Annotated in this window: 35 protein-coding genes and 2 pseudogenes; 32 read left to right on the top strand and 5 right to left on the bottom strand. The window is 43.7% G+C overall.

The window, feature by feature from the left end; all coding sequences use genetic code 11:
• Positions 1-74: 74 nt before the first annotated feature.
• The 3 genes from JCM10519_RS14055 to JCM10519_RS14050 form a co-directional block, all read right to left on the bottom strand.
• On the bottom strand, positions 75-608 hold the full coding sequence (locus JCM10519_RS14055) for a UTRA domain-containing protein (protein WP_347844231.1): 534 nt from the start codon (positions 606-608) through the stop codon (positions 75-77).
• Position 609: 1 nt separating this feature from the next.
• Complete coding sequence (locus JCM10519_RS30100; RefSeq protein WP_347844230.1) at positions 610-870, bottom strand: GntR family transcriptional regulator; 261 nt, start codon at positions 868-870, stop codon at positions 610-612.
• Between the two features lie 101 nt (positions 871-971).
• Positions 972-1,220, bottom strand: a complete 249-nt coding sequence (locus tag JCM10519_RS14050; RefSeq protein WP_054739916.1) for a TIGR03905 family TSCPD domain-containing protein — start codon at positions 1,218-1,220, stop codon at positions 972-974.
• Positions 1,221-1,494: 274 nt separating this feature from the next.
• On the opposite strand from JCM10519_RS14050, the pseudogene JCM10519_RS14045 reads away from it, so the two are divergent.
• From JCM10519_RS14045 to JCM10519_RS30095, 5 genes and pseudogenes are all read left to right on the top strand, one after another.
• Positions 1,495-2,195, top strand: a pseudogene (locus JCM10519_RS14045) (5'-methylthioadenosine/adenosylhomocysteine nucleosidase).
• 127 nt (positions 2,196-2,322) lie between these two features.
• The gene (locus tag JCM10519_RS14040) at positions 2,323-3,264 is read left to right on the top strand and encodes a hypothetical protein (RefSeq protein WP_054739913.1); all 942 of its coding nucleotides are present in this window, start codon (positions 2,323-2,325) and stop codon (positions 3,262-3,264) included.
• 121 nt (positions 3,265-3,385) lie between these two features.
• A complete protein-coding gene (locus JCM10519_RS14035; protein ID WP_054739911.1) occupies positions 3,386-4,732 on the top strand; it encodes a glucose-6-phosphate isomerase in 1,347 nt (448 codons plus the stop codon).
• Positions 4,733-4,928: 196 nt separating this feature from the next.
• Positions 4,929-5,561 carry a DUF6612 family protein gene (locus JCM10519_RS14030; RefSeq protein WP_054739909.1) on the top strand — a complete coding sequence of 211 codons (633 nt, stop codon included), beginning with the start codon at positions 4,929-4,931 and terminating at the stop codon, positions 5,559-5,561.
• The gene (locus JCM10519_RS30095) at positions 5,558-5,698 is read left to right on the top strand and encodes a hypothetical protein (RefSeq protein WP_347844229.1); all 141 of its coding nucleotides are present in this window, start codon (positions 5,558-5,560) and stop codon (positions 5,696-5,698) included. Before JCM10519_RS14030 ends, JCM10519_RS30095 begins: the two co-directional genes overlap by 4 nt.
• Before the next feature lie 141 nt (positions 5,699-5,839).
• Here the strand turns inward: JCM10519_RS30095 and JCM10519_RS14025 are convergent, their stop codons facing one another.
• Positions 5,840-6,382 (bottom strand): GNAT family N-acetyltransferase, encoded by a 543-nt coding sequence (locus JCM10519_RS14025; RefSeq protein ID WP_347844228.1) that lies wholly within the window; start codon positions 6,380-6,382, stop codon positions 5,840-5,842.
• A gap of 409 nt (positions 6,383-6,791) precedes the next feature.
• Between JCM10519_RS14025 and JCM10519_RS30090 the strand changes: the two genes are divergently transcribed.
• From JCM10519_RS30090 to JCM10519_RS13970, 18 genes are all read left to right on the top strand, one after another.
• Complete coding sequence (locus JCM10519_RS30090; protein WP_347844227.1) at positions 6,792-7,394, top strand: extracellular solute-binding protein; 603 nt, start codon at positions 6,792-6,794, stop codon at positions 7,392-7,394.
• Entirely contained in the window at positions 7,375-8,031 is a 657-nt protein-coding gene (locus tag JCM10519_RS30085) for an extracellular solute-binding protein (protein WP_347844226.1), read from the top strand. Before JCM10519_RS30090 ends, JCM10519_RS30085 begins: the two co-directional genes overlap by 20 nt.
• Positions 8,032-8,312: 281 nt before the next feature.
• Positions 8,313-9,059 carry a sugar ABC transporter permease gene (locus tag JCM10519_RS14015; RefSeq protein ID WP_347844225.1) on the top strand — a complete coding sequence of 249 codons (747 nt, stop codon included), beginning with the start codon at positions 8,313-8,315 and terminating at the stop codon, positions 9,057-9,059.
• A 66-nt stretch (positions 9,060-9,125) separates the two neighbouring features.
• Positions 9,126-9,881, top strand: coding sequence for a carbohydrate ABC transporter permease (locus JCM10519_RS14010; protein WP_347844224.1), 756 nt, complete (start codon positions 9,126-9,128; stop codon positions 9,879-9,881).
• A 137-nt stretch (positions 9,882-10,018) separates the two neighbouring features.
• On the top strand, positions 10,019-11,302 hold the full coding sequence (locus JCM10519_RS30080) for a glycoside hydrolase family 2 TIM barrel-domain containing protein (RefSeq protein ID WP_347844256.1): 1,284 nt from the start codon (positions 10,019-10,021) through the stop codon (positions 11,300-11,302).
• Entirely contained in the window at positions 11,299-12,258 is a 960-nt protein-coding gene (locus tag JCM10519_RS30075) for a glycoside hydrolase family 2 TIM barrel-domain containing protein (protein ID WP_347844255.1), read from the top strand. The genes JCM10519_RS30080 and JCM10519_RS30075 overlap by 4 nt, the downstream gene beginning before the upstream one ends.
• Positions 12,224-12,970, top strand: a complete 747-nt coding sequence (locus JCM10519_RS30070) for a beta-galactosidase small subunit (protein WP_347844223.1) — start codon at positions 12,224-12,226, stop codon at positions 12,968-12,970. Before JCM10519_RS30075 ends, JCM10519_RS30070 begins: the two co-directional genes overlap by 35 nt.
• A 25-nt stretch (positions 12,971-12,995) precedes the next feature.
• On the top strand, positions 12,996-13,679 hold the full coding sequence (locus JCM10519_RS30065; RefSeq protein ID WP_347844222.1) for a hypothetical protein: 684 nt from the start codon (positions 12,996-12,998) through the stop codon (positions 13,677-13,679).
• Positions 13,680-13,714: 35 nt separating this feature from the next.
• On the top strand, positions 13,715-15,316 hold the full coding sequence (locus JCM10519_RS14000; RefSeq protein ID WP_347844221.1) for a glycosyl hydrolase family 65 protein: 1,602 nt from the start codon (positions 13,715-13,717) through the stop codon (positions 15,314-15,316).
• 89 nt (positions 15,317-15,405) lie between these two features.
• Complete coding sequence (locus JCM10519_RS30060; protein ID WP_347844254.1) at positions 15,406-15,480, top strand: hypothetical protein; 75 nt, start codon at positions 15,406-15,408, stop codon at positions 15,478-15,480.
• Positions 15,481-15,705: 225 nt separating this feature from the next.
• The gene (locus tag JCM10519_RS30055; protein ID WP_347844220.1) at positions 15,706-16,182 is read left to right on the top strand and encodes a DMT family transporter; all 477 of its coding nucleotides are present in this window, start codon (positions 15,706-15,708) and stop codon (positions 16,180-16,182) included.
• 21 nt (positions 16,183-16,203) lie between these two features.
• Entirely contained in the window at positions 16,204-16,845 is a 642-nt protein-coding gene (gene pgmB / locus JCM10519_RS13990; RefSeq protein ID WP_054739907.1) for a beta-phosphoglucomutase, read from the top strand.
• Positions 16,846-16,965: 120 nt separating this feature from the next.
• Positions 16,966-17,505 (top strand): LacI family DNA-binding transcriptional regulator, encoded by a 540-nt coding sequence (locus JCM10519_RS30050; RefSeq protein ID WP_347844219.1) that lies wholly within the window; start codon positions 16,966-16,968, stop codon positions 17,503-17,505.
• Positions 17,456-17,968, top strand: a complete 513-nt coding sequence (locus JCM10519_RS30045; RefSeq protein ID WP_347844253.1) for a substrate-binding domain-containing protein — start codon at positions 17,456-17,458, stop codon at positions 17,966-17,968. Before JCM10519_RS30050 ends, JCM10519_RS30045 begins: the two co-directional genes overlap by 50 nt.
• The gene (locus JCM10519_RS30040) at positions 17,950-18,075 is read left to right on the top strand and encodes a hypothetical protein (RefSeq protein ID WP_347844218.1); all 126 of its coding nucleotides are present in this window, start codon (positions 17,950-17,952) and stop codon (positions 18,073-18,075) included. Before JCM10519_RS30045 ends, JCM10519_RS30040 begins: the two co-directional genes overlap by 19 nt.
• A gap of 48 nt (positions 18,076-18,123) precedes the next feature.
• A complete protein-coding gene (locus tag JCM10519_RS13980) occupies positions 18,124-18,567 on the top strand; it encodes a MarR family transcriptional regulator (RefSeq protein WP_054739905.1) in 444 nt (147 codons plus the stop codon).
• 32 nt (positions 18,568-18,599) lie between these two features.
• On the top strand, positions 18,600-18,860 hold the full coding sequence (locus JCM10519_RS13975; protein ID WP_054739903.1) for a CDP-alcohol phosphatidyltransferase family protein: 261 nt from the start codon (positions 18,600-18,602) through the stop codon (positions 18,858-18,860).
• Positions 18,844-19,152: a glycosyltransferase gene (locus JCM10519_RS13970; protein WP_347844252.1), complete on the top strand. Its 309-nt coding sequence runs from the start codon at positions 18,844-18,846 to the stop codon at positions 19,150-19,152. Before JCM10519_RS13975 ends, JCM10519_RS13970 begins: the two co-directional genes overlap by 17 nt.
• Positions 19,153-19,261: 109 nt before the next feature.
• On the opposite strand, the gene JCM10519_RS13965 is transcribed toward JCM10519_RS13970, so the two are convergent.
• Complete coding sequence (locus JCM10519_RS13965; protein WP_054739899.1) at positions 19,262-19,528, bottom strand: hypothetical protein; 267 nt, start codon at positions 19,526-19,528, stop codon at positions 19,262-19,264.
• Between the two features lie 169 nt (positions 19,529-19,697).
• Here JCM10519_RS13965 and JCM10519_RS13960 point away from each other — a divergent pair, with 169 nt between their 5' ends.
• From JCM10519_RS13960 to JCM10519_RS30010, 9 genes and pseudogenes are all read left to right on the top strand, one after another.
• Positions 19,698-20,789 (top strand): hypothetical protein, encoded by a 1,092-nt coding sequence (locus JCM10519_RS13960; RefSeq protein WP_054739897.1) that lies wholly within the window; start codon positions 19,698-19,700, stop codon positions 20,787-20,789.
• Positions 20,790-21,020: 231 nt separating this feature from the next.
• Positions 21,021-21,620 (top strand): spore protease YyaC, encoded by a 600-nt coding sequence (gene yyaC, locus JCM10519_RS13955; protein ID WP_054739895.1) that lies wholly within the window; start codon positions 21,021-21,023, stop codon positions 21,618-21,620.
• A gap of 62 nt (positions 21,621-21,682) precedes the next feature.
• The gene (locus JCM10519_RS13950; protein ID WP_347844217.1) at positions 21,683-22,579 is read left to right on the top strand and encodes a hypothetical protein; all 897 of its coding nucleotides are present in this window, start codon (positions 21,683-21,685) and stop codon (positions 22,577-22,579) included.
• Positions 22,503-22,940 carry a LysM domain-containing protein gene (locus tag JCM10519_RS30035; protein ID WP_347844216.1) on the top strand — a complete coding sequence of 146 codons (438 nt, stop codon included), beginning with the start codon at positions 22,503-22,505 and terminating at the stop codon, positions 22,938-22,940. Before JCM10519_RS13950 ends, JCM10519_RS30035 begins: the two co-directional genes overlap by 77 nt.
• A gap of 226 nt (positions 22,941-23,166) precedes the next feature.
• A complete protein-coding gene (locus JCM10519_RS30030; protein WP_347844215.1) occupies positions 23,167-23,706 on the top strand; it encodes a DUF5711 family protein in 540 nt (179 codons plus the stop codon).
• Positions 23,649-24,287, top strand: a complete 639-nt coding sequence (locus tag JCM10519_RS30025) for a DUF5711 family protein (RefSeq protein ID WP_347844214.1) — start codon at positions 23,649-23,651, stop codon at positions 24,285-24,287. Before JCM10519_RS30030 ends, JCM10519_RS30025 begins: the two co-directional genes overlap by 58 nt.
• Positions 24,284-25,252: pseudogene (locus JCM10519_RS30020) on the top strand (hypothetical protein). Before JCM10519_RS30025 ends, JCM10519_RS30020 begins: the two are co-directional and overlap by 4 nt.
• The gene (locus JCM10519_RS30015) at positions 25,221-25,808 is read left to right on the top strand and encodes a hypothetical protein (protein ID WP_347844251.1); all 588 of its coding nucleotides are present in this window, start codon (positions 25,221-25,223) and stop codon (positions 25,806-25,808) included. Before JCM10519_RS30020 ends, JCM10519_RS30015 begins: the two are co-directional and overlap by 32 nt.
• Positions 25,739-26,257 (top strand): transketolase C-terminal domain-containing protein, encoded by a 519-nt coding sequence (locus JCM10519_RS30010; RefSeq protein WP_347844213.1) that lies wholly within the window; start codon positions 25,739-25,741, stop codon positions 26,255-26,257. Before JCM10519_RS30015 ends, JCM10519_RS30010 begins: the two co-directional genes overlap by 70 nt.
• Positions 26,258-26,310 lie beyond the last annotated feature (53 nt).

The raw sequence follows: 26,310 nt of genomic DNA, 5'->3' as shown, positions 1-26,310 counted from the left end.
AAATAAAGCGGACCGGAATGAAAGTGTTCTAAAGCTTTCATTCCAGGCCGCTTGTTGTGTATATGCTGTAAATCCTAAATTTCTTCATAGCGCAGAAGCCTCTTACGTATTTGACTATATTTTAATATGGTGGTGTCTACATACTCCCAGGTATATGCGGCAGCAGTACCATCCTCGTCATAATTCATGCCTTTCAGAAGGAGAAATGCTTTTGGCGGAATGCCAAAGCGTTCCAGAAGTCCGTTTAATAGTTCCACATCCTTACTGTATACTGCATTCAGTTCTACCTTATCCCACTCCAGCTTTTTTCCGGTGGCCTTGTACATAAAGTAAAACACAGAATTAACAAAGTTGTCCAACTCCGCCATATCCACTCCGTTAAGATAGGAGAATGGGATGTAATCCCTTGTAACAGCGCATATCTGCTTATCAGCATAAAATATCTTGTCACAGATAAGAACCAGACTGCCTTCCGCCATTTCAAGGTGGTCTGCCACATCCTTGTTCGCCTTGATGATGTCGTGGTGGATCATTTCTACTCTTGGCATGTAGCCGCTGTTAGCTATCATGTCCACAAAATGCATGGCAGGATTAAAGCTGGCCTTCATTTCAAAAAAAGCTGTTATTAATAAAGGTTCCCCTTCCATGCCTGCGGAATATCATTCCCTTTGCAGACAGATCGTCGAGGACGCTTCGCAGTGTGATGCGGCTGACTCCCAGCATTCTGGACAGCTCTTCTTCTCTCGGCAGCTTGTTATTCACCGAAAGATCCATCTGTTTGATAAAATGCAGCAGTTCCACTTCTACCTGTGTTTTTAAATCTGTTTTTTGAATACGCCGCGGTTTTGGTTCCTTGCTTTTTTCTGTCATGTAATCCCCCCATCAAATTTTATTTAAAAGAGCAGGAATTCCGTTGTTTCCATTTTATCATGACAGAATTATATTGTAAACACGTGTGCAAAATTTAAGCCTTAGGACAGAGTTTCTTTATAATGTTTTAATGCTTGTGCCAGCTGATCCGGACAGGAAGTGGGTCTGAAGCCGCACTGGATCCCTTCCAGTCTTTTGATGGCTTCATCTACATCCATGCCTTCCACCAGCCGGGACACGCCCTGGGTGTTGCCGGAGCAGCCGCCTACAAACTGAACCTGAACCAGCTTGTTATCCTCTACTTCAAAATTAATTTCCTGTGAACAGACGCCGTGTGTTTTATATTTCAACTTAATTTCCTCCAATTCATAATGTTTCATTATAACAGATTATAAAATTATAGGAAATCCGGGCAGCGTTGTCAATAGTTCTTTGCAGGCAGGACAGGTTAGACACAAGGAAATCCGGTGAATTTCCCAAGGATTTATCCTGACAAATTTGATACAAACTGTTATAATAAGTAGCAGCACACAAAAAGCAGTACTTAAGGGAAGCTTATGAAAATACTTCGGGTATACCTTTATGCCCCAGGAACATGGGCATGAGGAGGAAAGGAGAAAAATTATGTTAGGAATCATCGGTGCCATGGATGTCGAGGTGGCAGAAGTAAAAAAAGGCCATGGAGAATGTTACGGTAGAAACCATAGCTGCAATGGACTTTTATAGAGGGATTTTAAAAGGAAGAGAAGCGGTGGTGGTCCGTTCCGGAATCGGCAAGGTAAATGCAGCGGTCTGCACCCAGATCCTGGCAGACCATTACCATGTGACCGCGGTCATCAATACCGGAATCGCCGGTTCTTTAAAGAATGAGATCAACATCGGGGATGTGGTGCTTTCCACGGATACGGTACATCACGATATGGATGCCACCGGCTTTGGATATCCTGCCGGACAGATCCCCCAGATGAAGGAATTTGCCTTTCAGGCTGATGAACGGCTTCGGAATCTGGCTGAAAAATGCTGCAGAGAGGTTAATCCTGAAATTGGAGTTTTTACCGGAAGGGTGGTTTCAGGGGACCAGTTTATTTCTGATAGGGTTAAAAAAACAGTGGATATCCCAGACTTTCGGCGGATACTGCACGGAAATGGAAGGGGCTGCCATCGCACAGGCGGCATACTTAAACCACATCCCTTTTCTTATCATAAGAGCTATTTCAGATAAGGCGGATGACAGCGCAAACATGGACTACAGCGAGTTTGAGGCGAAGGCGGTTAAGCATTCTGTGAACCTTATTTTAGCCATAGCTGAACGGCATTCATATTAGGTTAAGAATCGAATCCTGACAAGATTTGACGAACGATTCTAGGCTCTCTCATCTTCCCAAAGACAAACCGGGTGATTATAATAGACCTATCACCGGTCGTAACCGGGAAGAAAGGGGAGCTATTATTATGCTGGAATTTTTACAGACAGGCAAGGCGCTATTCGTGCTGGCAGCCCTGTGCGGCATCGGCATTGTCACCAGATGGCTGACACGTAACCTCTACAAAAGATTGATCAAAGAATCCGATAACCTTACATTGACTAAAAACAAGAGTCTTCGGGCATTTAAACAGAAGACAGAAAACACGTACCAGATGAACCAGGGAATCCCAAAGGTAAAGCCGTATCTGGAACGGCAGATGTATGATTTTAAATATATGGGTGTAACACTTCACGGATGGAATATGTTTTCCAACCAGATGACGCTCTGGTGCTTTCTGGCAGGAGGTGGGTTGGCATTTGCATCCTATTGGTACCGCACCGATTCTTATTACATAGTCTTGTATGGCTCTGCGGGGATCATGGCTGGACTGTTCACCATTCTGGTGGACCACGGTGCAGGAATTGTGGAGAAACGGCAGCAGCTGTTTGCGTCCCTGGACAATTATCTGGAAAATACGCTGATTTATCGGTTGGATTTGGAAAGAGAGGATTTACAGGCAATATCGGGGCCTCATGTGGAAACCCGTGAAAATATAAGATCCATTTATTCCCAGTCATCAAAGTCCGGGGCAGAAGACGAGCCGGAGCAGGACAAGAAGACGGACAGGAGAAGCGCAAGGCAGAGAAACGGAACCCTGGAAAAGCCTTTAAGGAACCGCTCTCAAAAACAGTCCATGGAGGTATTTTCTGAAGCTTCGGGGGAAGTGCCCGAAAGAGGAGAGATCCAGGCCCAGCCGGAGCTTAAGAACTCCAGGCGGGATGTGGACTACTTAAAACGAAGCCTGGAACAGATTGCCGCCAGCAGGGAAAGAGAACGTGGAGGCAGGCAGGGAGAGGACTGGTTAAAAGATCTAAGTCCTGATGAGTTAAAGCTGATCGGTGAAATTCTCCAGGAATATTTAACATGAACGTTTGGAAGGCCAAATGAAAATCATGTCGCATTTAGAACTGTTCTGTGGTATAATTTTCCCAAGCAGGGGGAAGAGACGTTGCCTTTGCGAGAATAAAAGGAAAAGGAGAATATTAGCAATGGGAAATATAAGTTTTGATTATTCCAGGGCAGCAGGTTTTGTATCAGCAGAGGAAATGGAGAATATGAAGGCCACAGTTGTGTGTGCAAAGAATGTGCTGATGGACAAATCCGGTGCAGGCAATGATTTCTTGGGTTGGATTGACCTTCCGGTGGATTATGATAAGGAAGAGTTCCAGAGAATAAAGACGGCAGCAGAGAAGATTCAAAATGATTCTGATGTTCTGCTTGTCATCGGTATCGGTGGTTCCTATCTTGGAGCCAGGGCAGCCATAGAATTTTTATCCCACAGCTTTTACAATGTATTGCCAAAAGGAAAACGTAAAACACCGGAGATCTATTTCGTTGGAAACAGCATCAGCAGCAAATACATCCATGACTTAAAGGATGTGCTGGAAGGAAAGGATTTCTCCGTTAATATTATATCAAAGTCCGGTACGACCACAGAGCCGGCAATCGCTTTCCGGGTATTTAAGGATATGCTGATTGAGAAATATGGCCGTGAGGAGGCAAATAAAAGGATTTATGCCACTACGGATAAGGCAAGGGGCGCACTGAAGAATCTGGCTGATGAGGAAGGCTATGAATCCTTCGTGGTTCCGGATGACGTAGGAGGACGTTTCTCAGTGCTTACAGCAGTCGGCCTTCTTCCGATTGCAGTGTCCGGCGCTGATATTGATAAATTAATGGAAGGGGCGGAGGCGGCCAGGAAGGAAACCCTGGAAGCGCCCTATGAGTCAAACGGCGCCCTTCAGTATGCGGCCGTGCGCAATATCCTGCTTCGTAAGGGAAAGACAGTGGAGATCGTGGCAAATTATGAGCCAAGCCTTCATTATGTTTCCGAATGGTGGAAGCAGTTGTTTGGAGAGAGTGAAGGAAAAGATCAAAGAGGGATCTTTCCTGCCGCAGTGGATTTGACCACAGACTTACACTCTATGGGACAGTTTATTCAGGATGGGTCCAGAATTATGTTTGAAACCGTACTGGAGATGGAAGAATCTCCCGGGTCGATCCTTCTTAAGGAAGAAGAGGTCGATACCGACGGTATGAACTATCTTGCAGGAAAGAGTGTTGATTTTGTAAATAAGAGTGCTATGAACGGAACCATTCTGGCTCATACCGACGGGAACGTGCCTAACCTGATGGTTAAGATTCCTAAACAGGATGAGTACAGCCTGGGACAGCTTTTCTACTTCTTTGAATATGCATGCGGTATCAGCGGATATATTTTGGGCGTAAATCCGTTTAACCAGCCGGGAGTAGAAAGCTATAAGAAGAATATGTTCGCGCTCCTTGGAAAACCGGGATATGAGAAGGAGAGGGAGGAGCTCTTAAAGAGATTATAGGATGTTGGCAGAAAACGCCGGTGTTCTGGTCCAGACTTTTATAAAAGGTCGGGCCGGGACACCGGCGTTTTTGTGAACCCTGGTTTCATTGGAAAAATTAAAGAGATATTTAAGAAAATTTTAGATATGAAATTACAGCGTAGTATAGTATACTTAAAAGTGCGTTAAAAAAAACACAAGATTAAAGGAGGAAGATATGAAAAAATGTTTAATGCTTTTCCTTGCTCTGGCCACGACCCTGTCATTGGCTGCCTGCAAGGGAGAAAAGGATCCCAAGGTGCTCTATGATGAGGCTTCGAAAAAAACATCGGAGCTGGCCTCTATGGATGTGATCTCTGCGATCAATATGCAGATGACCCAGGGAGAGGAAACCACGGATATCAAGATGGACCTGGATATGAAGATGGCGGACATAAATACGGAGAAGATGAGATACCTTGCACAGGGGACTACTTCCCTTATGGGCCAGGATCTGAATATGCTCATGTATTATGAGAATGGGTATTATTATATGGATTCCATGGGCCAGAAGGTTAAATACGCCATGGATTTAGATGCCATGATGAAACAGATAAAGCAGAGCACAGAAGGTGCAAGTGTAGATTCTTCTTATCTGAAGGAGATCACGGCAAAGAAGGATGGAGAGAACCAGGTCCTTACCTTTACGGTTGATGCTGAAAAGATGGACTCCTATGTAAAGGATATGCTGGTTCAGTTAGGAACCAATATGGAAGGGGTAACCTACTCCATCAAGGAGGCCAGCGGAGAGGCGACAGTCAATAAGGAAGGGTATTTTACCAGTCAAAGATCAAGATGTCCTTTGAAATGACCGCTGAGGGCGAGACGATAGCCATGGTTATGGATACGGATTCCACCTATAACAATCCTGGTCAGACCGTTGAAGTCACTGCACCGGATCTGGAGGGATATACAGAAATCGATGCCAGCGCGCTGGAGAACCAGTAAATAGATTGCAGGATAAAAGATTCCCAATCATCAGCTGACACCGAATAAAGAAGTATTAAGGAATATTAGAAAGGCAAAGGATTGGAAGCGGCAGAATATGCCGGACAGCTTCCGCCTTTGCCTTTTATTCATATTCCAGGTTTATATTAATGTAGAAGCAGCATACATTCGTTCAGAACTGCCATCATCTCCATTTACCATTGTAAGGAAGTCCCAACCGCACTTTTCATAAAATTCTGTATGGTCAGTTATTAAATATATCTTTTCAAATCCCATATTACTTAAATCTTTTCTGGAAAAATCTAAAATGTACTTTGCAATGCCCTGTCCCCGATAATTTTCTTTTACATACAAAGCGCATAAATTTGGGCTTAAGTCTTTCCGGTCATGGAAGTCATTTTCTATAATTCCTGCCCCGGCTATCATCTCCTGCTTTTCATTTAAAACAATATACCATTGGGGGATTCCTGCTTTTTGGCTGATGGACTGCTTCATGCTTTCCCTGTAAGCCTCAACAGGAATGCCCCACTTTTGAGAAAACCAGAAAGCTGCTTCTTCTAAAAATTCAGGATAGTCACATAATTTCTTCAATGTTATGGTTTCCAATTTATTTCCCCTTCCTTCGAAAACTAAATTTATCTGTTCATTTCTGTCACAGACTTTATGAAAAGCAGTATATATCATTCTAAAGTGATTTACAATTACTTTAACGGTATACCAGTCATTTTTCCAGACTAATATCGATCATATTTTTATCCTTATGTTTTTCTTCTTCAACAGATGCAAAAACAGGGACATTCCGTTGGAACAATACTGCTTTGCCTTAGAATGCCCATCCCCATTTCTTTTATCATGGCAAGTGTTAAGAACAATGCTTATCAATATGGGTAAAACAAGGTAAATATTTACTGGACGAATATTAAAAAAAAATCAAATGGGTTAGTGTTAATTATCATATTAGGTAAATGTGCACAAAAACAATATGGTAAAAATGTTGAAAATAGAAGAAAATACAAGGATTAAACTAAAAATGTTGAAAAATTACTTAGTAAATTATATAATGATTTTATCGAAAAAAAGAGGAGGTATTTTTATGAAAAGAAAGTTGGCAGTATTGTGTATGCTATCACTGACAGCAGTAACCGTATTAAGTGGATGTGGCGGAAGTAAAACCAATCAGGGTACAGCAAAAGACGGAAAAACAAAAATCCGTTTTGCGTCCTGGGATGTGGCGGAAGATGTAGACCGCCAGCAGGAACTGGTGGATAAGTTTAATGGGGCACATGATGACATTGAAGTAACTCTGGAAGCCTATGGACAAGATTTTGATACAAAAATCAGTGCAGGCATGGGATCCGGGGATACTCCCGATGTAATGTATATGTGGAATTATCCGGCATATTATCAGGGGTTAGAACCGTTAGACAGCTTTATTGAAAAAGAAGGGGAAGCGTATAAAGCAAATTTCTATGACACCTTATGGAATTACAATTCCATGGATGGACAGGTATATGGTATTCCGATCGGATTTACAACACACACCTTGTTCTATAATAAGGATTTATTCCAGGAAGCAGGAATCTCTGAACCTACCAATGATTGGACATGGGATGATTTGCAGCAGGCGGCAAAGACCATATCTGAAAAAAACCTCTGCAAAAGGCTTTGCATTCCCAATGAAGCCGGATCCATATGATTTTGAAATGTATTTATGGAGCAATGGAGCAGCATATTGTGACAAAGAAGGAAACCTGGAGGGAAATATTAATTCCAAAGAATCAGAGGAAGTATTTCAGATGTTCCAGGATATGGAGAAAGAGGGATATGCAGTGGCCACGGAAAAAAACGGAACCGATGAATTCCGTTCTGGTGCTGTGGCAATGTATGTCTATGGTGCGTGGTCAATTAATTCCCTGAAAGAAGACGGGTTAAACTATGGCGTGGCTGCGATTCCTGCTTTTGCCAATGCAGGGAAAGATTCTGTCAGTATTTTAAGCTCTTCCGGTATTTCCATTTCTAAAGACAGCAAGAATAAAGAAGCAGCCTGGGAATTTGTGAAATTCTGGACAAATGAAGAATCCAATAAAGCACGTATTGGTTTGGAATTACCGGTATTAAGCAGTGTTGTAGAGTCTGAAAAGATTATGGATCAGCCGGAGTATGCGCCATTTTACTTAATGCTTGAACAAAGCACCGGCTATACTTCTGCAAGCTTTATTATTAAAGAATGGTCTGAATTATCAGAAAAACTGTCCCTGTCCTTTGAAGAAGTATTTAATCCAAGCTCTCTTCAGAGCGTACCGGATGTATTGAACAGTGCAGCACAGCAGTAAAACAAAATGAAACGAAGAATTTGGCCGTCTGGGTGAACAGGCCCAGACAGCCGGATTCCTCTAAGGGGCTACGAAAAAAAGAATCAGCTTAATGGGAGAAACGCTATGAAGCAAAAAAAAGTTTATAAGGAATGCAACTCCGTACTTCTTCATTACTCCGTGGATTATTGGGTTTTTAGTATTTACAATCGGACCGCTTATTCTGTCCCTGGGCATGAGCTTTTTTTGACTGGCCATTGACGTCTGATCCGGTATTTAAGGGGTTTGGCAATTATGCTGAGATGTTTACAAAAGATACTCAGTTCTGGAAGTCCCTGACAATCAGCCTGAAGTATGCGGCGATTTTTGTACCGTTAAATATGGCAATTGCGCTCTTTCTTGCTATGTTAATCACACAGCCGGTAAATGGCGTAAAAATATACCGTACGATTTTCTATATACCGGCAGTTATTTCCGGGGTGGCAGTATCGATTATCTGGGGCTGGATTTTAAACGGGGACTATGGGGTATTGAATTATTTATTATCTTTACTGGGGATTACAGGCCCCAGGTGGCTGGTAGATCCTGCCTGGGCGCTGTTTGCAGTAATTTTGGCCAGTGCTTTTGGTGTAGGAACCATGATGCTTATTTTTTACACGGATATTAAGAATATCCCCATTGATTTATATGAAGCATCATCCTTAGATGGAGCCAGTCCTGCAAAACAGTTTTTCAGCATTACGCTGCCGATTATTACACCAACAATTTTGTTTAATTTAATCACTTCTGTCATCAGTTCCTTCCAGCAGGTGACGCTGGTAATGCTGCTGACCGGGGGAGGTCCGTTAAAATCCACTTATTTCTATGGGCTGTATACTTATAACAATGCGTTTAAGCACCATAAGCTGGGGTATGCAAGTGCCAACGCATGGGTGATGTTTATTATTATCTTAATTCTGACGGCATTGATCTTCAAGTCTTCTTCTACATGGGTATTCTATGAAACGGAAGCAAAGAATGGTAAGAAGAAAAAGGGAGGGAAAAAATAATGAAGATGTCCATGAAATCAAAGGTTATTATCTATACCCTGCTGACTGCTGTTGCAGTTTACTTTCTTGCACCTTTTATTTATATGTTTTTTTACTGCCTTTAAGACAGAAGCAGAAGCCATTGCTTATCCGCCCCGGCTATTTCCTTCCAAATGGCTGTTTGAGAATTTTAAAAATGCATGGCAATCACAGCCCTTTGGCACATATTTAAAAAATTCTATTATCATTACGGTTATGACAACTGCAGGACAGATCATTTCCTGTTCTCTGGTGGCATATGGTTTTGCAAGGTTTGAGTTTAAGGGAAAAAACCTGTTATTTATGATTTTGCTTTCAACGATGATGATTCCATGGGATGTTACCATGATTCCTCAATATATGGAATTTAATTTATTTGGCTGGATTAACACATTAAAGCCCCTGATTGTACCGGCATGGTTTGGCTCTGCTACTATATTTTTTTTAATGAGGCAATTCTTAATGGGAGTTCCCAAGGATTTTGAAGAGGCGGCGCGAATTGACGGTGCCAATGCATTTCAGATTTATTGGAAAATTTTCATGCCGATCTTAAAGCCCTCCCTCATTCTGGTAGGTGTCTTAAATATGATTACGGTGTGGAATGATTATCTGGGACCATTGATTTTCCTTCATGACAGAAGTAAATATACACTTGCTTTAGGACTTGCAACCTTTAAGGGAGTTCACAGCACACGGATTATCCCTATGCTTTGTATTACGATCATTATGATTATCCCGCCAATTATTATATTCATTATTGCGCAAAAGTATATTGTAGAAGGGACAAGTGGTTCTATTAAATAGAAAGAGCAGCCGGGTTAAGTATCTCATGTGCATCTACGCACTGTTTTCTTCCCGGCTATATATTTGTTTGACATAAACACATAGAGGAGAAACAAAGATGACAAGGCGAACAAAAAAAGAGATGGGAAGACCAAACGCTGGCACATATTGGAAGAAGGGAAGCCCGCACAGAGTTTTATAAAGATTCTGCTTCCAGAATTAATTTAAATGGAGAGTGGAGATTCCTCTATTTGGAAGCGCCGGAACTGTCCCCGGAAGGATTTATGAACAGAGGAACAGGAACAGACTGGGATATGATTGATGTGCCTTCTGTGTGGCAGTTAAGAGGATATGACCGGATGCACTATACGGATGTGTTATATTTGTTTCCGATCAATCCGCCTTTTGTACCTTCAGAAAATCCCACAGGAATTTATAAAAAAACAGTCCATTTAAACGGGGAGTGGATTCAGAATGATACTATTTTAAAATTTCATGGTGTGGACAGTGCGTTTGATGTATGGATCAATGGGGCCCATGCAGGATACAGCAAGGTCAGCCGCCTTCCGAGTGAATTCAATATTACAGACTATGTCCAGGAAGGGGAAAACGACATTACAGTACGGGTCTATAAATGGTCTGATGGAACGTATTTGGAAGACCAGGATATGTGGTGGCTTTCCGGGATTTACCGGGATGTGGAATTAATTAATGAGCCGGAAGAGAGTATTATTGATTGTACGGCAGATGGTGATCTGGACAGCTCTTATAAAGATGGAATCTTAAGAGCAGACATTACCACAAAGCAGGAAACATGTGATGGTACATGGAAATTAGAAAGAGATGGAAAGGCAGTTGCCAGTGGAAGCTTCCAGTCAAAAGAGGGCAGGGCCCACTTAAAAGAGCTAATTCCCGGTGCGGACCTTTGGACGGCAGAAACCCCTGATTTATATGAATTAACAGTATCTGCGGGAAAGCATGAAATCGTGGTACGGGTGGGATTCCGTAAGGTTGAAATAAAAGATAATAACTTTAGGGTGAATAATCAGGTGATTCTGTTAAATGGTGTGAACCATCATGATTTCAATCCCAAAGAAGGGCGCTGTGTCACACGGGGACAGATGGAAGCAGATATCCTGCTTATGAAACAGCATAATATCAATGCGCTGCGCTGCTCCCACTATCCAGCCAATGGATATTTGTATGACTTATGTGATGAATACGGGCTTTACGTGATTGATGAGGCAGATCTGGAATGCCATGGATTTGAATGGGTAGAGCGGTATGACTGGATTACAAATGATCCGTCATGGAAAGAAGCCTATGTGGACAGAAGCGTGCGCATGGTAAAAAGGGACCGGAATCATCCATGCATTATCATGTGGTCCATGGGAAATGAATCCAGCTTTGGCTGCAATTTTAAAAGTGCTGCAAGGCAATAAAGGAACTGGACGCGACCAGGCTGCTCCACTATGAGGGAGATTATGAAGCAGAAGTGACTGATGTTTATTCTACCATGTACACTAGGCTTAATAGGCTGAAAGAGATTGGAGAATCAGATTCTAAAGGAAATAAGCCCCATGTTATGTGCGAATATGGACACGCCATGGGAAATGGTCCGGGCGGATTAAAGGCATATCAGGATATGTACCGCAAATATAAACGGCTTCAAGGCGGTTTTCTGTGGGAATGGTATGATCATGGAATTTATACGGAAGAAGGAAAGGAAACCTACTACCGTTATGGAGGCAATTACGGAGATTTTCCTACCAATGGGAATTTCTGTATCGATGGGCTGCTGATGCCGGATAGAACCCCTTCCCCCGCCATGCTGGAATACAAACAGGTCATTGCACCGGTGGAAGTGACAAGGACAGGTGCAGGACGGGAGGTTCTTGTAAGGAACCATTATGATTTCCTGACACTGGGTCACGTTACATTAAAGTGGGAGATCCAGGCGGAAGAACATAGTATTCAGGAAGGATCCATTACCAATATGACTGCCCTCCCTCATGAAGAAGAAAAGGTGGCCATACCCTTCCTTCCATTCATGCCTGAGGCAAATACTGATTACTATCTGAATATTACTGTATGCCAGAAAGAAGATACAAACTTTGCAAAAGCAGGCTATGAAATTTCAAAAGTGCAGTTTCCGCTTGATATAAGCTGTGATGTACTGGAGGAACGCCCAAAAGGAGAACCATTACAGGTATCTGAAACAACGGATATCCTTAAGGTAGAAAATGGGGCAGTCACGGTAACCTTCCATAAAATATTTGGGAAACTGCTGTCTGTTGCAGCAGGGGATCAGGTATATTTAAGTGAAGGTCCGGTAATGAGCGTATACCGTGCTGCCATTGATAATGACATGTATAAAAAAAGAGGATTGGCTGAATAAATATTTTATTCAGAAATCCAGTGAACAGACAGAATATGTTACCTGTAAAGCAGGGACGGATCAGGTAGTTGTTACCATTGGAAAATATTTTGGATGCTTAAATCAGTCCTGGGGCTTTGAATGTGACTATGAATATACCATCTACTCCTGCGGCCAGGTCAAAGTGAATCTGCAGGGCAAGGCGGTTCAGAGAGGAAAGCTGGAACCTTCTTTCCTTCCCAGAATCGGTGTGGTCATGAAGGGGAATAAGTCCCTGCAAAAGGCAGTGTGGTATGGCCTTGGACCCGGTGAAAACTATTCAGACAGCAAAGCCGCCAGCATTATGGGGATTTATTCCAGCTCTGTGGATGAGATGGGAACCAATTATGTATTCCCCCAGGAAAATGGCCACAGGGAAGAAGTAAAGTGGTTTGGGATAGGAGATGGGAATAAGAGCCTGTTATGTAAGATGGAAGCGCCTGTGGGACTGAATCTTGCAAATTATACAGATGAAAGCCTGGAAGAGGCAAGACACCCATTCCAGATACAGCGGGCAGACCATGTTGAAATCCATTTGGATTATTTGCAGTCCGGCCTTGGAAGCAATAGCTGCGGAGAGGAACAGTTAGAAGAATATAAAGTAAAGCTTCAGGACTTTTCTATGGCATTTGTGATGCAGGTTGTTGATGATAAGGAAGTGAGAAAGGAAGCAAAGAAGCGTTATTTGGACTAGGAAGAGATAAAGGAGCAGTCAAAGAATGATAAAAGAGAGATTTTCGGGAAAATTAAAAGAGATGCTAAGCTCCGATGACTGGATGATTTTGCAGCCGGAATATGATCCGGAAGAAAATCTGAAGTTTGAAAGCTTATTCAGTTTATCCAATGGTTATCTGGGGATCCGGGGAAGTCATGAAGAAGGAGGGAACATAACCCTTCCCTATTTATACATTAACGGGGTATTTGATAAATCAGAAACCTTTATGCGGGAGCTTGCTGCCCTTCCTAACTGGCTTGGGATAAAGCTTTATATTGAAAAAGAGCTGATTGGAATAGAGAGCTGCCAGATTCTTAAGTTTACAAGAGCCCTTGATATGAAACAGGCCCTTCTTGCAAAAAGCTTTATACTGCGGGATAAAAAGGGAAGAGAAACCCTGGTGGAAGGAATCCGGTTTGTAAGCCGTGCCAATGTACACCGCATGGGAATCAAACTGTATGTCACACCGTTAAATTACAGCGGAATCATAGAAGTGGAAAACATCATTGACGGAACGATTATCAACTTCCATGATGCCCCCCGTTTTAAAGTAAAGCATACGTACATGACAGCAAATGAATCCCTTGATAAAGACGGTATTTATATGGAGCTGCCACCAGGGATAACCATCTTCATACTGGAGTTGGCTGCCGGATCGAAGCCTATAAAAACGGCAGGGGTATTTTAAAGAACAGGATGTTCCACGCTTTTGGGGAACAGGGAGTGGAGTTTGGTGATTTTGATGCCGTAAAAGGGGAAACCGTAGAAATCATAAAATACGTGTCCATGTATACGGAACGTGAAGCCGCAAGATACGCACTTCACATGAAGGTAAAAGAAGAAATAGATGGATTTTTGGAAACAGGGTTTGAAGAAGAGCTGTCAGCCCATAAGGCGGTTTATGAAGATATGTGGAAGGCCGCAGATATCCGTATTGCAGGTGATTATGAGCTGGACCGGGCAGTCCGTTTTAATATTTTCCATTTAATGAGCACGGGAAATGAGAGAGATTCCCGGGTCAATGTAGGGGCGAAGCTCCTTTCCGGCGAAGAATACGGAGGCCATGCCTTTTGGGATACGGAAATATTCATGCTTCCCTTTTTTGCATACGTTTTCCCTGAAACAGCGAAGAACCTGGAATCCTACCGGTATCATCTGCTGGAAGCAGCAAAGGCAAATGCCAGGAAAAACGGCTATAAAGGCGCACAATATCCCTGGGAATCTGCGGATGACGGCACAGAGCAGTGCCCTGATTGGACCATTGAGCCGGATGGTTCATGCTACCGCTGTTATGTAGCCGTTTATGAGCATCACGTGACTGCAGCCGTTGCTTATGGCATTTATAATTATGTAAAAATCACCAGGGACATGGATTTTTTACTGAACCAGGGAGCGGAGATATTAACAGAGACAGCAAGGTTTTGGGCCAGCCGGTGTGAATATGTGGCAGAAAAGGACCGCTATGAGATCAATCAGGTAACCGGACCTGATGAATGGCATGAGCCGGTGAACAACAATCTTTATACCAATTATCTGGCGAAATGGAATCTGCGGTATGTAATCTCCTTAATTGATACTCTTAAGAAAGGACATTCCAAAGAATATGATGGGCTGATGGAAAAAAACAGGGCTGACTGTTCAGGAAATCAAAGATTGGGAGATGGTCCAGGAAAAATGTACCTTCCAAGAAAAGAAGGCACAGACCTTTTGGAGCAGTTTGAAGGTTACTTTAAGCTGGAAGATGTGGTAATTGAGAAATACGATGAAAATGACTGGCCTGTACGTCCGGAAGCCTTAAAAACCAGGAGAGCAAGTCAGACACAGATTATTAAGCAGGCGGATGTTGTCATGCTGCTCCATCTGATGGGACAGGAATTTACGGAAGATGAGATTCGGAAAAACTACGAGTATTATGAGAAACGTACCCTTCATGGCTCTTCTTTAAGTCCAAGCATTTACTCTGTTATGGGATTAAAGGTAGGAGATGACTCCAAGGCATACCGTTATTTAAAAAGAGCAGCCTTCCTTGATTTGCTGAATTTACAGAAAAATACAAGGGAAGGGATTCATGCCGCCAATACAGGAGGCGTATGGCAGACCGTGGTATTTGGCTTTGCCGGGGTTTCCATTGGGGAAGACGGTATGCTGACTGTACGTCCTCACATGCCAAAGGAATGGGAGGGGCTGGATTTTTGCCTCCACCATCTGAATTCCCGGTTAAGGATCACCATCAGCAGAGATAATAGCGTCTTAGTGAAGGTATTGGATGGAGAAGCTCTGGAAGTAAATGTGAATGGGCAGATCGTAAAGGCAGTAAGGGAATAGAGAGGACATATTCATGAAAAAAAAGGCTTGCAATCGGGGGGCTTATCTTAGTAACCATTATATGGGGCGGCGGTTTTGTTGCCAGCGACATGGCACTGGAGAGCCTGAGGCCATTCCAGATTATGGCAGTCCGGTTTCTGTTAGGCACTGTTTTAATGGGCTGATCAGCATCCGGTCCCTGCGGGGAATCACAAAATCAGAAGTAATGGCAGGGGGGCTTATGGGACTCGCCCTCTTTGCCGGATTTGCATTTCAGATTGTGGGGCTTCAATATACGACACCCTCTAAAAATGCTTTTTTTAACAGCATTAAATGTAGTGATTGTTCCGTTTATTTCATTTCTGATCTTAAAAAAGAAAATAGGAGCAAGAGGGATAGCCGGGGCAGTGATGTCCGTAGCAGGCGTGGCGCTGCTGTCACTGGACCGTAATTTTTCTTTGGGTCTTGGGGATGGGCTGACCCTTATTTGCGCTGTTGGGTTTGCATTTCAAATCTTTCTTACAAGTGAATTTGTAAAGAAATACCGTGCCACTGTATTGAACTTTATTCAGATGATAACTGCATTCCTTTTATCCTTCATCAGCCTGATCGCCTTTGGAGAGACGCAGTTTCACGTGACTGGAAAAGGAATATTAAGTGTGCTTTATTTAGGCGTGATCAGCACGACAGTATGTTACCTGCTTCAGACAGCCAGCCAGAAATATGTGGATGAAACAAAAGCGGCCATAATTCTGTCTTTGGAGTCCGTCTTTGGAACGCTGTTTTCTATTCTGATTCTTGGGGAAATTATTACCCCCCGCATGCTGGCGGGCAGCGTGATTATCTTAGGAGCAGTTGTAATATCAAATCTTTCGGAAGCCGGATAAGCAGAACAGGAGGAATTCCTTATGAAATATAAGGCAGTTATTTTTGATTTAGATGGGGTTATCTGCCACACGGACAGATACCATTATCAGGCCTGGAAACAGGTTGCAGATGAAATGGGCGTTTATTTTGATGAAGAAATCAATAACCGTTTGCGGGGAATAAGCCGGATGGAAAGCCTGGAGATTATTTTAGAGAATTATCAAGGAGACATGAACCAGGAAGAAAAGACGTCTTTGGCAGAAAAGAAAAATGAGATCTATAAGGAATTACTAAAACATATGAGCCCGGAAGACCTTTCTAAAGAAGTTAAGGCAACACTGGATGCCCTCCGCTTAAAAGGGCTGAAGCTTGCCATTGGCTCTTCCAGTAAGAATGCAAAATTTATCTTAGAGCGCCTTGGACTTTCCGGGTATTTTGATGCCATTTCTGACGGAAATAATATTACTAAATCCAAACCTGACCCGGAAGTGTTTATAAAAGCGGCCAGATTCCTTTCTGAGGATCCGGAATACTGCCTTGTGGTAGAAGATGCCAAAGCCGGATTAGAGGCTGCTAAAGCCGGAAATATGGACTGCGGGGCAATTGGGGATGGGATATCCTGTAACATTGCTACTTATGTATTAAACACATTCTCTGATTTGCTGAAAATCGTAGAACCATAATGAATCCCAAGGACGGACCGCAGCAAATTTGGTATTGCAGCCGGCATATGTGATAGTTGCGGCACAAAATCAGATATGATAAAATGAGGACAGTATAAGAAGCGAGGAAGGAAAAAAATAGTGGCAACAATTAAAGAAATAGCTGAAATGGCAGGCGTTTCTGCTGCGACCGTATCTCGTGTCCTTAATTTTGATGACACGTTAAATGTACAGGACGAGACGAAACAAAGAGTGTTCGAGGCCGCAGAGCGATTAGAATATCAGATGCGGAACAAGAAGAAGTATAAAAAGAAATTAAAGCTTGGTATGATATCTTCTTATTCCCTGGAAGAGGAATTAGAAGATACCTTTTATCTATCTGTACGCATTGCAATAGAGAGGAAAATAGAAGAGGAAGGGTTTAAAAAGTTTACGGTCAATTTAGGAGATTCGGTAGAAAGCACATCGAATCTGGACGGATTGATCTGCCTTGGGACCTTTAGTGAATCCATGGTAAACAAGGTAAAAGCCTTTCATAAGCCGGCTGTTTTTGTGGATGCATTAGGTGATCTGGATTTATTTGATTCCGTGGTAACAGATTTAAAACACTCTGTAAAGAAGGTACTCAGCTATTTTTTTACAGGAAGGCCACAAAAAGATTGCATTTATCGGAGGCCGTGATGTAGATGCGGATGGGAAAGAAGTGGCGGATTTAAGGGTTCCTATTTACCGTTCTTTCATGGAAGAGAGAGGGATTTTAAATGAGGATTATATTAAAATAGGCGGCTACACGCCTAAGCATGGATACAGGCTTGGAAAGGAACTCCTGGCTATGGAAGAAAGACCAAGCGCTATCTTTACTGCAAACGACTCTTTAGCCGTTGGCTGCTATAAAGCCATACAGGAGGCAGGGCTTGGAATTCCGGAGGATATCAGTGTGATCGGATTTAATGATATCTCCATTGCGAAATATTTGGTTCCACCACTTACGACGGTTCATATTTATATGGATTTTATGGGCTCTCAGGCGGTAAGCATACTGGCGGAAAGGATATATTCGGGCCGTGAGATCAGTATGCATATTTCCCTGCCAACAAAATTAATGGTTCGGGGAAGTGTCAGTAAATGGAGGGGCGGGAATTAGGTTCTGTCAGATATTTAAAGATGCTGTTTCTTCGCATTTATGCGGAAGGAACAGCATTTTTTGTGGATTTGATTAATCTCCTTGACAACCATCTGATTCCGGACTAAACTTTAAGTGTCCGAAATCGGATACTTAATGATAGAGGAGATTCTGAAATGATTGAACAGATCAAAAAGCAACTGGAAATTTTAAACCAACAGGAAAAGGAGCTTACAGCTATCTATCACAGCGCTGCTATCAAATTCGGGATTTCTGACAGTGAATTTTGGGTATGGTATTCCCTTTTAGTTTTGGGAGGCGAGTATTCCCAGCAAAATATCTGCGATATGTGGTCTTTGCCGAAACAGACCGTTAACTCCGTAATAACAAATTTAACAAAAAAGGGCTATGTATTTCTGGAAACAGTTCCAGGCACACGCAACCGGAAAATTATCCGTCTGACGGAAGAAGGAAAAAGGTTTGGCGAAGACAGGGTTCTGCATATATATGAAGCAGAACAGAGAGCCATTGAAAAGATGCCGGAGCAGGAACTGCGGACCTACATCGCGTTGATGGGGAAATATATTGCCCTTTTGCGTGAAGAAATCAATAAAGAATAAACAATTCATGATAACAGGCAGAAAGGAGAATTATGAATCAAGAGCCGCAAAATAAGATCCTGACAATCCCCAATATGCTTTCCGCTTTACGCCTTTGTATGATACCGCTTCTTGTCTGGTTATACTATGTAAAACAGGATTATTTATGGACAGGAGGCCTGCTGATCCTGTCGGGCCTGACAGATGTTGTGGATGGTTTTATTGCAAGGCGTTTTCATATGATCAGCAATTTGGGCAAGGTATTAGACCCAATTGCTGATAAACTGACCCAGGGAGATCGTAAGGCCGGATGATATTTTTCAGTGTGTCAGCGAACACGAAACGGATCTTCTGCTCCCGGACCAGGATGTTTTTAATTATCTGTATGGGCAAAATACGCTGCAGGTGGATGACGCCATATGGAACTATGATGCCAGGTATTATTCCAATTATCTGATTCGGAGCGGCGGAATCTGTAATCTGGAATGGGTGATTCAGAACACGGCAGTTCTTCATTTCTGCGGGAAGAGAAAGCCCTGGGCAGCTTCCTACTCCCAGCGTTTCGGGGCATTGTACAAGCATTATATGCAGGCCGCCGCCAGATAACAGTCAGAAACCGCAGGTAAGATTGCAGGGCAGGATACCAGTGGATACAACAGCAAAACGGCATAGTCAAAACTGACTATGCCGTATGGTATACAAAGACTTCTTTCACTTATTCTTCGATGACCTGAATCTCCAGAAAATCAAAATCAATGTGCTCTATGAAATTATCCTGGGTAAACCGGGCTTTGGAATGTTTTTGAAATTCATGGACGGTAGCATCCAACCACATGGGTTTTCCAAGATCGAACTGGAGGCAGATGTCATCAAGCGCCTGAAAGACCATGGAAGTCCTGGAAAGACTGTAGTCTGAGATGCAGATAACAGTGTCTCTCATAATCCTGGTGTCTTTCATTAATTTTGCCCACATACGAAACATAATCGAATTTTCCTTTCTAAAATAAGGGGATGCCGTCAGTTGTTTTTATGATGCAACGATTATAGCATTATTACTCAGAAAAAGGCAAGAAGGAAAATGCCGGACATTGTAAAATAAGGAAAAATATGATAGAATCTTTGTAGGAAAAACCGAAGGAGGAAGACTTAAGATGGCGCAACCCATAACAGATCAGGTTGGATTTCTTGGAGAGGCCTGCAGGGCTGTCCAGGAATTATCTGCAAGCAGGAGTTTATTGGAAAAGTTCCGCCTGGAGGAGAAACGTCTGGAAAAAGAACTGGATGCAGAAAGAAAGGCTGTGACAGATGCCATCAGCCTTACGGTGAAGAAACGGATCGAGGAAATTTGCGACACCTATGACAGGGAAATAGCCAGGGAACAGGACCACTTAAAACGGGTGAGAGGTAAGCGGGAGAAGGCGAAGACCCAGGGAGTCAGGGAACGGATTGAAGAGGAGACGGCAGAGCTTAAGGGAAACAACCGGGAATTAATGCTGCAGATGAAGTCTGTTTTCCAGCAGGACCGGGTTCCCGGGTTTTGTAAAAGCGGCTGGTATTATGCCTTGTATCTTCCCAGGGGATTTTCAGAATTCCTTGTGCTGCTTTTAAACATTTTTTTGTTCTTTCTTTTAATCCCCTGCGGAATCTATCTGCTGCTTCCGGAGAAGTCACCGTTCTACCTCATGGGAATTTACTTTGCTGCCATCCTGTTTTTTGGGGGCCTTTACATCTTCATCAATAACTTTACCAAGGTGAGGCATCAGGGCGCATTGAGAAAAGGAAGGTCTATCAGGGACATTATTAAGTCCAACAAACGGAAGATCCGTGTTATCATTCATTCCATAAAACGGGACCGTGATGAAGCCGTATACAATTTGGAGAAATACGATGACGAGATCGCCCGGATCGACCAGGATTTATCAAACATCGCTGATAAGAAACGGGAAGCCTTAAATACCTTTGACAAGGTAACACGGACGATCCTGTCCGATGAGATCGCAAACAACAGCAGGGATAAGATCTCAAAGCTTGAGGAAGCTTATGAAGGGGCAGCAGCTAACGCCAAGGAGGCAGAAATCAGGGTAAAGGAGCAGACCCTTTTTATCAATGACAACTATGCATCCTATATTGGAAAAGAATTTATGGTTCCGGAGAGGCTTGACGAACTGGCCGATATGATCCGGATGGGCAAAGCTTCCTCCATCAGTGAAGCAAAAACCCTTTATAAGAGTATGAAAGAATAAGGTCAAGGTGCAGGATGAAAGCATGTATATGCTTTTTTTCCTGCATTTTCTTAATTTAATTTACTTAATGAAGGCAGTTAAATTGAAATCTGAATTTAGAAAATCAACCCTTTGATGAACCAAAGGCACACCAATTTTTCCTTGGACATTTCCTGACCCTGCAAATGAATAATTCCATAAATGGCGGCTTATAATAGAACAGAGAAAATAAGGACAGCAAGGCAGGATATTATGAAATTATGGGAAAGAATTGCGATCCGCGGAAACCGGGACGTTTTTTATTATGATACAAAGCAGGCATTCCAGGCAGAGGAGTTTGCTTCCAGGCTTTTTGACATGATACGTACGGAGCAGGAAAACGGAAAGGTGGCGGGAGTGCTGTTTTTGTGCATTGGTACCGACCGCTCCACCGGAGACAGTCTCGGGCCGCTCATCGGCTACAAGCTGAAGGAAAAGGAGCTGGAATATCTAGAAATTCTGGGGACACTGGAACGTCCGGTCCATGCCATGAATCTGGAGACTTACCAGACCATTTTAAAGCTTCGTTATCCGAATCATGTGGTGGTGGCAGTGGATGCCTCCGTTGGGAGTATGGAGCACATCGGCTATGTGACATTGGGAAAAGGAGCGTTAAAGCCTGGCCTTGGAGTCAGTAAGGAGCTTCGGGCCGTAGGGGATATTTTTATTACCGGGATCGTAGGAAGCTGCGGAAATTATGACCCTTTGATGCTGCAGAGCATCCGGCTTTCCATTGTTATGCGCATGGCTGACTGCATCAGCCATAGTATTTATCTTGTCGAAAAGTTATGGGAAAACACTGCCCTGCTTTGACACGATTTTCACCTGTTGTATGCTATGATTCATTGGATTAAAAAGAATAGCGGGGTGAGCCAATGGGTGAATTATATAATCCGTTCCCCAAGCTGCCGAAGAATATCAGGCAGATCGGGGAAAGGGATCAGAGTGTAAAATTATATGTGGAAGATTATGTAAATACTTATTTGAAACGTCTGTATCCTGCGGGTGGACAGGAACTGCGGGTTGGTCTTCTGTTAGGCGGCATGGAATTCAATGACGGAACGCCATATATCTTCATTGACGGAGCTTTGGAAATGGAGGATGTGGCGGAGGCCGGAGGCCGGGTGGTGTTTTCCGAGCTGTCCTGGAAAAGAACCTATCGGAATATGGAGCAGCTTTTTCCAAAGCGGTCCATACAGGGCTGGTTTTTATGCGGCAGGCCGGGAGATGATCTGAGTCCTATCAATTACTGGAAACAGCATATGCAGTATTTTGGAGGACCCAATAAGCTGATGTATTTAAGCACTGGAGCAGATGGAGACGAAACAGTTTACATAACATCGGAGGATGGATTTTACAAGCTGCGTGGATACAGCATTTATTATGAGCGAAACCAGATGATGCAGGACTATATGGTACTGCGAAAGGATGTAAAACGTATCGAAACTGATACAAATGATAAGGTAATCGAAGAATTCCGCAAGCGGATGGACGAGCATAAGGTAGAAGCTACGGACCGGCATCAGACGGTAGGGCTTCTCCGGGGCATGTGTATGGCCATGTCAGTCGTCATATTAGCTGGCGGAATTGTTATGTTTAACAACTATGAACGGATGCGGAGTATGGAGAGTGTGATCGCATCGGCCATTCCGGCCAAGGCGGAACAGATTCTGATTGGAAAAAAAAGGCACGGAAATGGCAAACAAGGGCGAATCCAGGGTAGTTGTAGAGGAGGCAGAGGGAGGCGTTTATCCTACCACTGCTGTGAGTAAGGAGACCATGTCCGAGACAATGCCGGAGCGGTCCCAGGCTGGGACAATGGCTGAGAGCAAGGCAGCAGAGACAATGGCCGAGAGCAAGGCCCCAGAAACAATGGCTGAAAGCAAGGCTGCAGAAACATTGCCCCAGGAGACTCAGGCGGCGACTCAGGCAGCAACTCAGGCGGCCGTTCAGGAAACAGAGGCGGCAGCAAATGGAAGTTCGCGGGTTCATGTGGTACAGGAGGGAGAGACTCTTTACGGTATTTGTATAGCAGAATATCATACGGTAAATAAATTAAAGGAAATTTGCGAGCTTAACGGGCTGGATGATGAAAATAAGATTGTCGCTGGCCAGAAATTACTTCTTCCATAGAAAAATATAATGCGTTTCTTCCTAAAATGATGTATACTACCAGTATATATGGGTATTTTTGGGAGAAAAGAGCATGATTGACAGGAACTCTATGAACAGAGAGATTAAGAAAAACCAGCTTCGGCGGCAGATTGTTTCATCTTCTCCTCAGGAGGCGAAAACAGCCAGGAAATCATAAAGAAAGCCCTCACCAGGGTGAAAAAAAAGAAGAATCAGGATCGCACTGGTGTTGTTTTTGGTGCTTCTCGCAGGAACCATAGGGATATATGAGTATTTTACCCTTTATCAATATACCCAGTATAGCGTAGCCTGGGCGAAGGAAATGAATGAGGGAAGCTATGTGGGGTATTTAAGCTTTGGTTCCAATGTATTAAAATACAGCAAGGATGGTGCCTCCTATCTGGATTCCCAGGGAAAAGAAGTATGGATACAAAGCTATGAGATGAAGTCTCCCAGGGCATGCGTAAACGGGAATTATGCGGCCATTGCGGACCAGCAGGGAAATTCTATCTATATCTTTGATAAAACAGGAAATACCGGCATAGCGACCACGGTACTTCCTATTGTGAAAGCAACGGTGTCCTCTTACGGAGTGGTGGCCGCGATCCTGGAGGACTCCACGTCAAATTATATTTATTTCTTTAAGCGGGATGGAAGCGCCCTTGATGTGAAGATCAAAGCACTTTTAGGGGGGATTCCGGTTATCCGGTGGATATCAGCTTGTCCCCTGACGGAACCCAGCTCATCGGAGCTTATGCATATTTGAAAAACGGGACTTTAAACGGCAGGGTTGCATTCCACAATTTTGCGGAAATCGGTAAAAGCATTCCTGACAGGCTGGTGGGCGGTTTTGACGAGCCTTATGACTCTTCATTGGTTGCCCGGGTCCAGTTCCTTGACGATACATACTCCTGTGCCTTTGCAGACAACAGTATATCCTTTTATTCCACAAAGAATGAGCTTTCTCCGGAGCTGATCCGGCAGGTGGCTGTGGAAGAGGAGATAAAGAGTGTGTTCTATTCGGAAAAATATGCAGGGCTTATTGTGGACAACCCGGAAGGAGAAAATCCCTACCGGCTGGATGTATATAAACCCAATGGGAATCTTGTATTTTCCAAAGGTTTCCAATACCAGTACACCCATGCTGATATTGACGGGGACCATGTAATTTTGTATAATGAAGATTCTTGCAGAGTCTATACCATGTCCGGAAGGCTTAAGTTTGCCGGGACATTTGATTTTCCGATATCTAAGATCCGAAACGGCAGGTTCCCCAATACTCTGATCGTAACCGGCCCCCAAAACATGAAAGAAATAAGATTACAAATAGGAGGACAATACCAATGAGCAACATCGATACCATGTCAGTCAACGCAATCCGTGTCCTTTCTGCGGACGCCATCCAAAAAGCCAATTCCGGACATCCGGGACTTCCATTAGGCTGCGCATCAGCAGCTTATGAATTATGGGCAAACCACATGAACCACAATCCAGCAGATCCAGACTGGGCCAACAGGGACCGCTTTATCTTATCCGGAGGCCATGGTTCCATGCTTTTGTATTCCCTGCTCCATTTATTTGGTTATGGGAATTTATCAAAAGAGGATGTAATGAATTTCCGCCAGCACGGCTCTAAGACTCCAGGACATCCGGAGTATGGACATACCGTAGGCGTGGAAGCTACTACAGGACCTTTGGGTGCAGGTATGGGTATGGCAGTTGGTATGGCCATCGCCGAGAAACATCTGGCATCCGTATTCAACAAAGAGAATTACCCGGTTGTTGACCATTACACCTATGTACTGGGTGGGGATGGCTGCATGATGGAGGGTATTTCCTCTGAGGTCTTTTCCCTGGCAGGAACTTGGCCTTGGGAAATTGATCGTTTTGTATGATTCCAACCAGATTTCCATTGAAGGAAGCACTGACATCGCATTTACCGAGGATGTCCAGAAGCGTATGGAAGCTTTCCATTTCCAGACCATTACAGTTGAGGATGGTAACGATCTGGAAGCGATTGGACGGGCGATTGAAGAAGCAAAAGCAGATACAGAGCATCCAACCTTTATTACAATCAAGACCCAGATAGGCTATGGCTGTCCTGCAAAGCAGGGGAAGGCCAGTGCTCACGGGGAGCCTCTGGGAGCTGACAATGTAACGGCCTTAAAAGAAAACTTAGGCTGGCCTTCCATGGAGCCATTCTATGTTCCTGAAGAGGTGTACAGCCATTATCAGAAGATCGCAGAGGAGAAGGCAGAGACAGAAGCGGCATGGAATGTGATGTTTGCTGCATACTGCCAGGAGCATCCTGATATGGAAGAGCTTTGGACTGCATATCATGATCCGGATGCAGGAGAAAAGGCCATTGCAAAATGTGAGGATTACTGGAAGCGGTCTGAGAAAGCGGATGCAACCAGGAATTTATCCGGGCAGGTATTAAACCGTTTAAAGACTTATATGCCTAACCTGATCGGAGGTTCTGCGGACCTGGCTCCTTCCAATAAGACCAATATGTCCGATATGGGTGATTTTTCAAAGACCAACGGCAGCGGCCGCAACCTGCATTTTGGCGTAAGAGAGCTTGGCATGACAGCAATCGGAAACGGAATGATGCTTCATGGCGGCCTTCGCACCTATATTGCAACCTTTTTCGTGTTCAGCGATTATACAAAGCCAATGGCACGCTTATCCTCATTAATGGGCGTTCCGCTGACCTTTGTATTTACCCATGACAGCATCGGCGTGGGAGAGGATGGTCCTACCCATGAGCCGATTGAACAGCTTGCCATGTTAAGGCAATGCCTAATTTCCATGTATTCCGTCCCTGCGATGAGACAGAAACAGCAGCAGCCTGGTATTCTGCGCTGACCTCTAAGAAAACTCCTACTGCCCTTGTTCTTACAAGACAGAACCTGACGCCTATGCCAGGAAGCAGCAGGGAGGCCTTAAAGGGAGGCTATGTAATCGATGACTGTGAAGGCACTCCTGAGATCATACTGATCGCAAGCGGTTCTGAGGTGGAGCTGGCAGTCAATGCGAAGAAGCTTCTTGCTGACAGAAAAGTACGTGTGGTTTCCATGCCCTGTATGGATCTGTTTGAGGAACAGACCGAAGAGTATAAGGAATCTGTCCTTCCAAAGGCAGTTCGCAAGCGTGTGGCAGTAGAAGCCTTAAGTGATTTCGGCTGGGGCAAATATGTGGGCCTTGACGGAACTTATGTGACCATGAAGGCTTTGGCGCCAGCGGTCCTGCAAATCTTTTATTTGAACATTTTGGATTTACAGCGGAGAATGTGGCACAAGCCGCAAGATCCTTAGATTAACGAAAGAAATGAGCAGTGCGAGACAGGACAGGAGAAGATTTTGCCAGC

Source organism: Clostridium sp. NkU-1, from assembly GCA_001312405.1.
This window is presented reverse-complemented; position numbering and strand designations above follow the sequence as displayed.

Excerpts from the sequence above, each read along its gene's own strand:
- JCM10519_RS30040 (WP_347844218.1), top strand. The coding sequence starts at position 17,950 with ATGGAGGGGCGGGAATTAGGTTCTGTCAGATATTTAAAGATGCTGTTT.
- JCM10519_RS14030 (WP_054739909.1), top strand. The coding sequence starts at position 4,929 with ATGAAAAAATGTTTAATGCTTTTCCTTGCTCTGGCCACGACCCTGTCA.
- JCM10519_RS30090 (WP_347844227.1), top strand. The coding sequence starts at position 6,792 with ATGAAAAGAAAGTTGGCAGTATTGTGTATGCTATCACTGACAGCAGTA.
- JCM10519_RS14015 (WP_347844225.1), top strand. The coding sequence starts at position 8,313 with ATGTTTACAAAAGATACTCAGTTCTGGAAGTCCCTGACAATCAGCCTG.
- JCM10519_RS13950 (WP_347844217.1), top strand. The coding sequence starts at position 21,683 with ATGGGTGAATTATATAATCCGTTCCCCAAGCTGCCGAAGAATATCAGG.
- yyaC (WP_054739895.1), top strand. The coding sequence starts at position 21,021 with ATGAAATTATGGGAAAGAATTGCGATCCGCGGAAACCGGGACGTTTTT.
- JCM10519_RS30095 (WP_347844229.1), top strand. The coding sequence starts at position 5,558 with ATGACCGCTGAGGGCGAGACGATAGCCATGGTTATGGATACGGATTCC.
- JCM10519_RS30055 (WP_347844220.1), top strand. The coding sequence starts at position 15,706 with ATGTCCGTAGCAGGCGTGGCGCTGCTGTCACTGGACCGTAATTTTTCT.
- JCM10519_RS30010 (WP_347844213.1), top strand. The coding sequence starts at position 25,739 with ATGCCTAATTTCCATGTATTCCGTCCCTGCGATGAGACAGAAACAGCA.
- JCM10519_RS13975 (WP_054739903.1), top strand. The coding sequence starts at position 18,600 with ATGAATCAAGAGCCGCAAAATAAGATCCTGACAATCCCCAATATGCTT.
- JCM10519_RS30035 (WP_347844216.1), top strand. The coding sequence starts at position 22,503 with ATGGCAAACAAGGGCGAATCCAGGGTAGTTGTAGAGGAGGCAGAGGGA.
- JCM10519_RS13965 (WP_054739899.1), bottom strand. The coding sequence starts at position 19,528 with ATGTTTCGTATGTGGGCAAAATTAATGAAAGACACCAGGATTATGAGA.
- JCM10519_RS30085 (WP_347844226.1), top strand. The coding sequence starts at position 7,375 with ATGAAGCCGGATCCATATGATTTTGAAATGTATTTATGGAGCAATGGA.
- JCM10519_RS30070 (WP_347844223.1), top strand. The coding sequence starts at position 12,224 with ATGACATGTATAAAAAAAGAGGATTGGCTGAATAAATATTTTATTCAG.
- pgmB (WP_054739907.1), top strand. The coding sequence starts at position 16,204 with ATGAAATATAAGGCAGTTATTTTTGATTTAGATGGGGTTATCTGCCAC.
- JCM10519_RS14055 (WP_347844231.1), bottom strand. The coding sequence starts at position 608 with ATGAAGGCCAGCTTTAATCCTGCCATGCATTTTGTGGACATGATAGCT.
- JCM10519_RS30015 (WP_347844251.1), top strand. The coding sequence starts at position 25,221 with ATGTTTGCTGCATACTGCCAGGAGCATCCTGATATGGAAGAGCTTTGG.
- JCM10519_RS13980 (WP_054739905.1), top strand. The coding sequence starts at position 18,124 with ATGATTGAACAGATCAAAAAGCAACTGGAAATTTTAAACCAACAGGAA.
- JCM10519_RS30065 (WP_347844222.1), top strand. The coding sequence starts at position 12,996 with ATGATAAAAGAGAGATTTTCGGGAAAATTAAAAGAGATGCTAAGCTCC.
- JCM10519_RS14040 (WP_054739913.1), top strand. The coding sequence starts at position 2,323 with ATGCTGGAATTTTTACAGACAGGCAAGGCGCTATTCGTGCTGGCAGCC.
- JCM10519_RS14035 (WP_054739911.1), top strand. The coding sequence starts at position 3,386 with ATGGGAAATATAAGTTTTGATTATTCCAGGGCAGCAGGTTTTGTATCA.
- JCM10519_RS13960 (WP_054739897.1), top strand. The coding sequence starts at position 19,698 with ATGGCGCAACCCATAACAGATCAGGTTGGATTTCTTGGAGAGGCCTGC.
- JCM10519_RS30100 (WP_347844230.1), bottom strand. The coding sequence starts at position 870 with ATGACAGAAAAAAGCAAGGAACCAAAACCGCGGCGTATTCAAAAAACA.
- JCM10519_RS14025 (WP_347844228.1), bottom strand. The coding sequence starts at position 6,382 with ATGATATATACTGCTTTTCATAAAGTCTGTGACAGAAATGAACAGATA.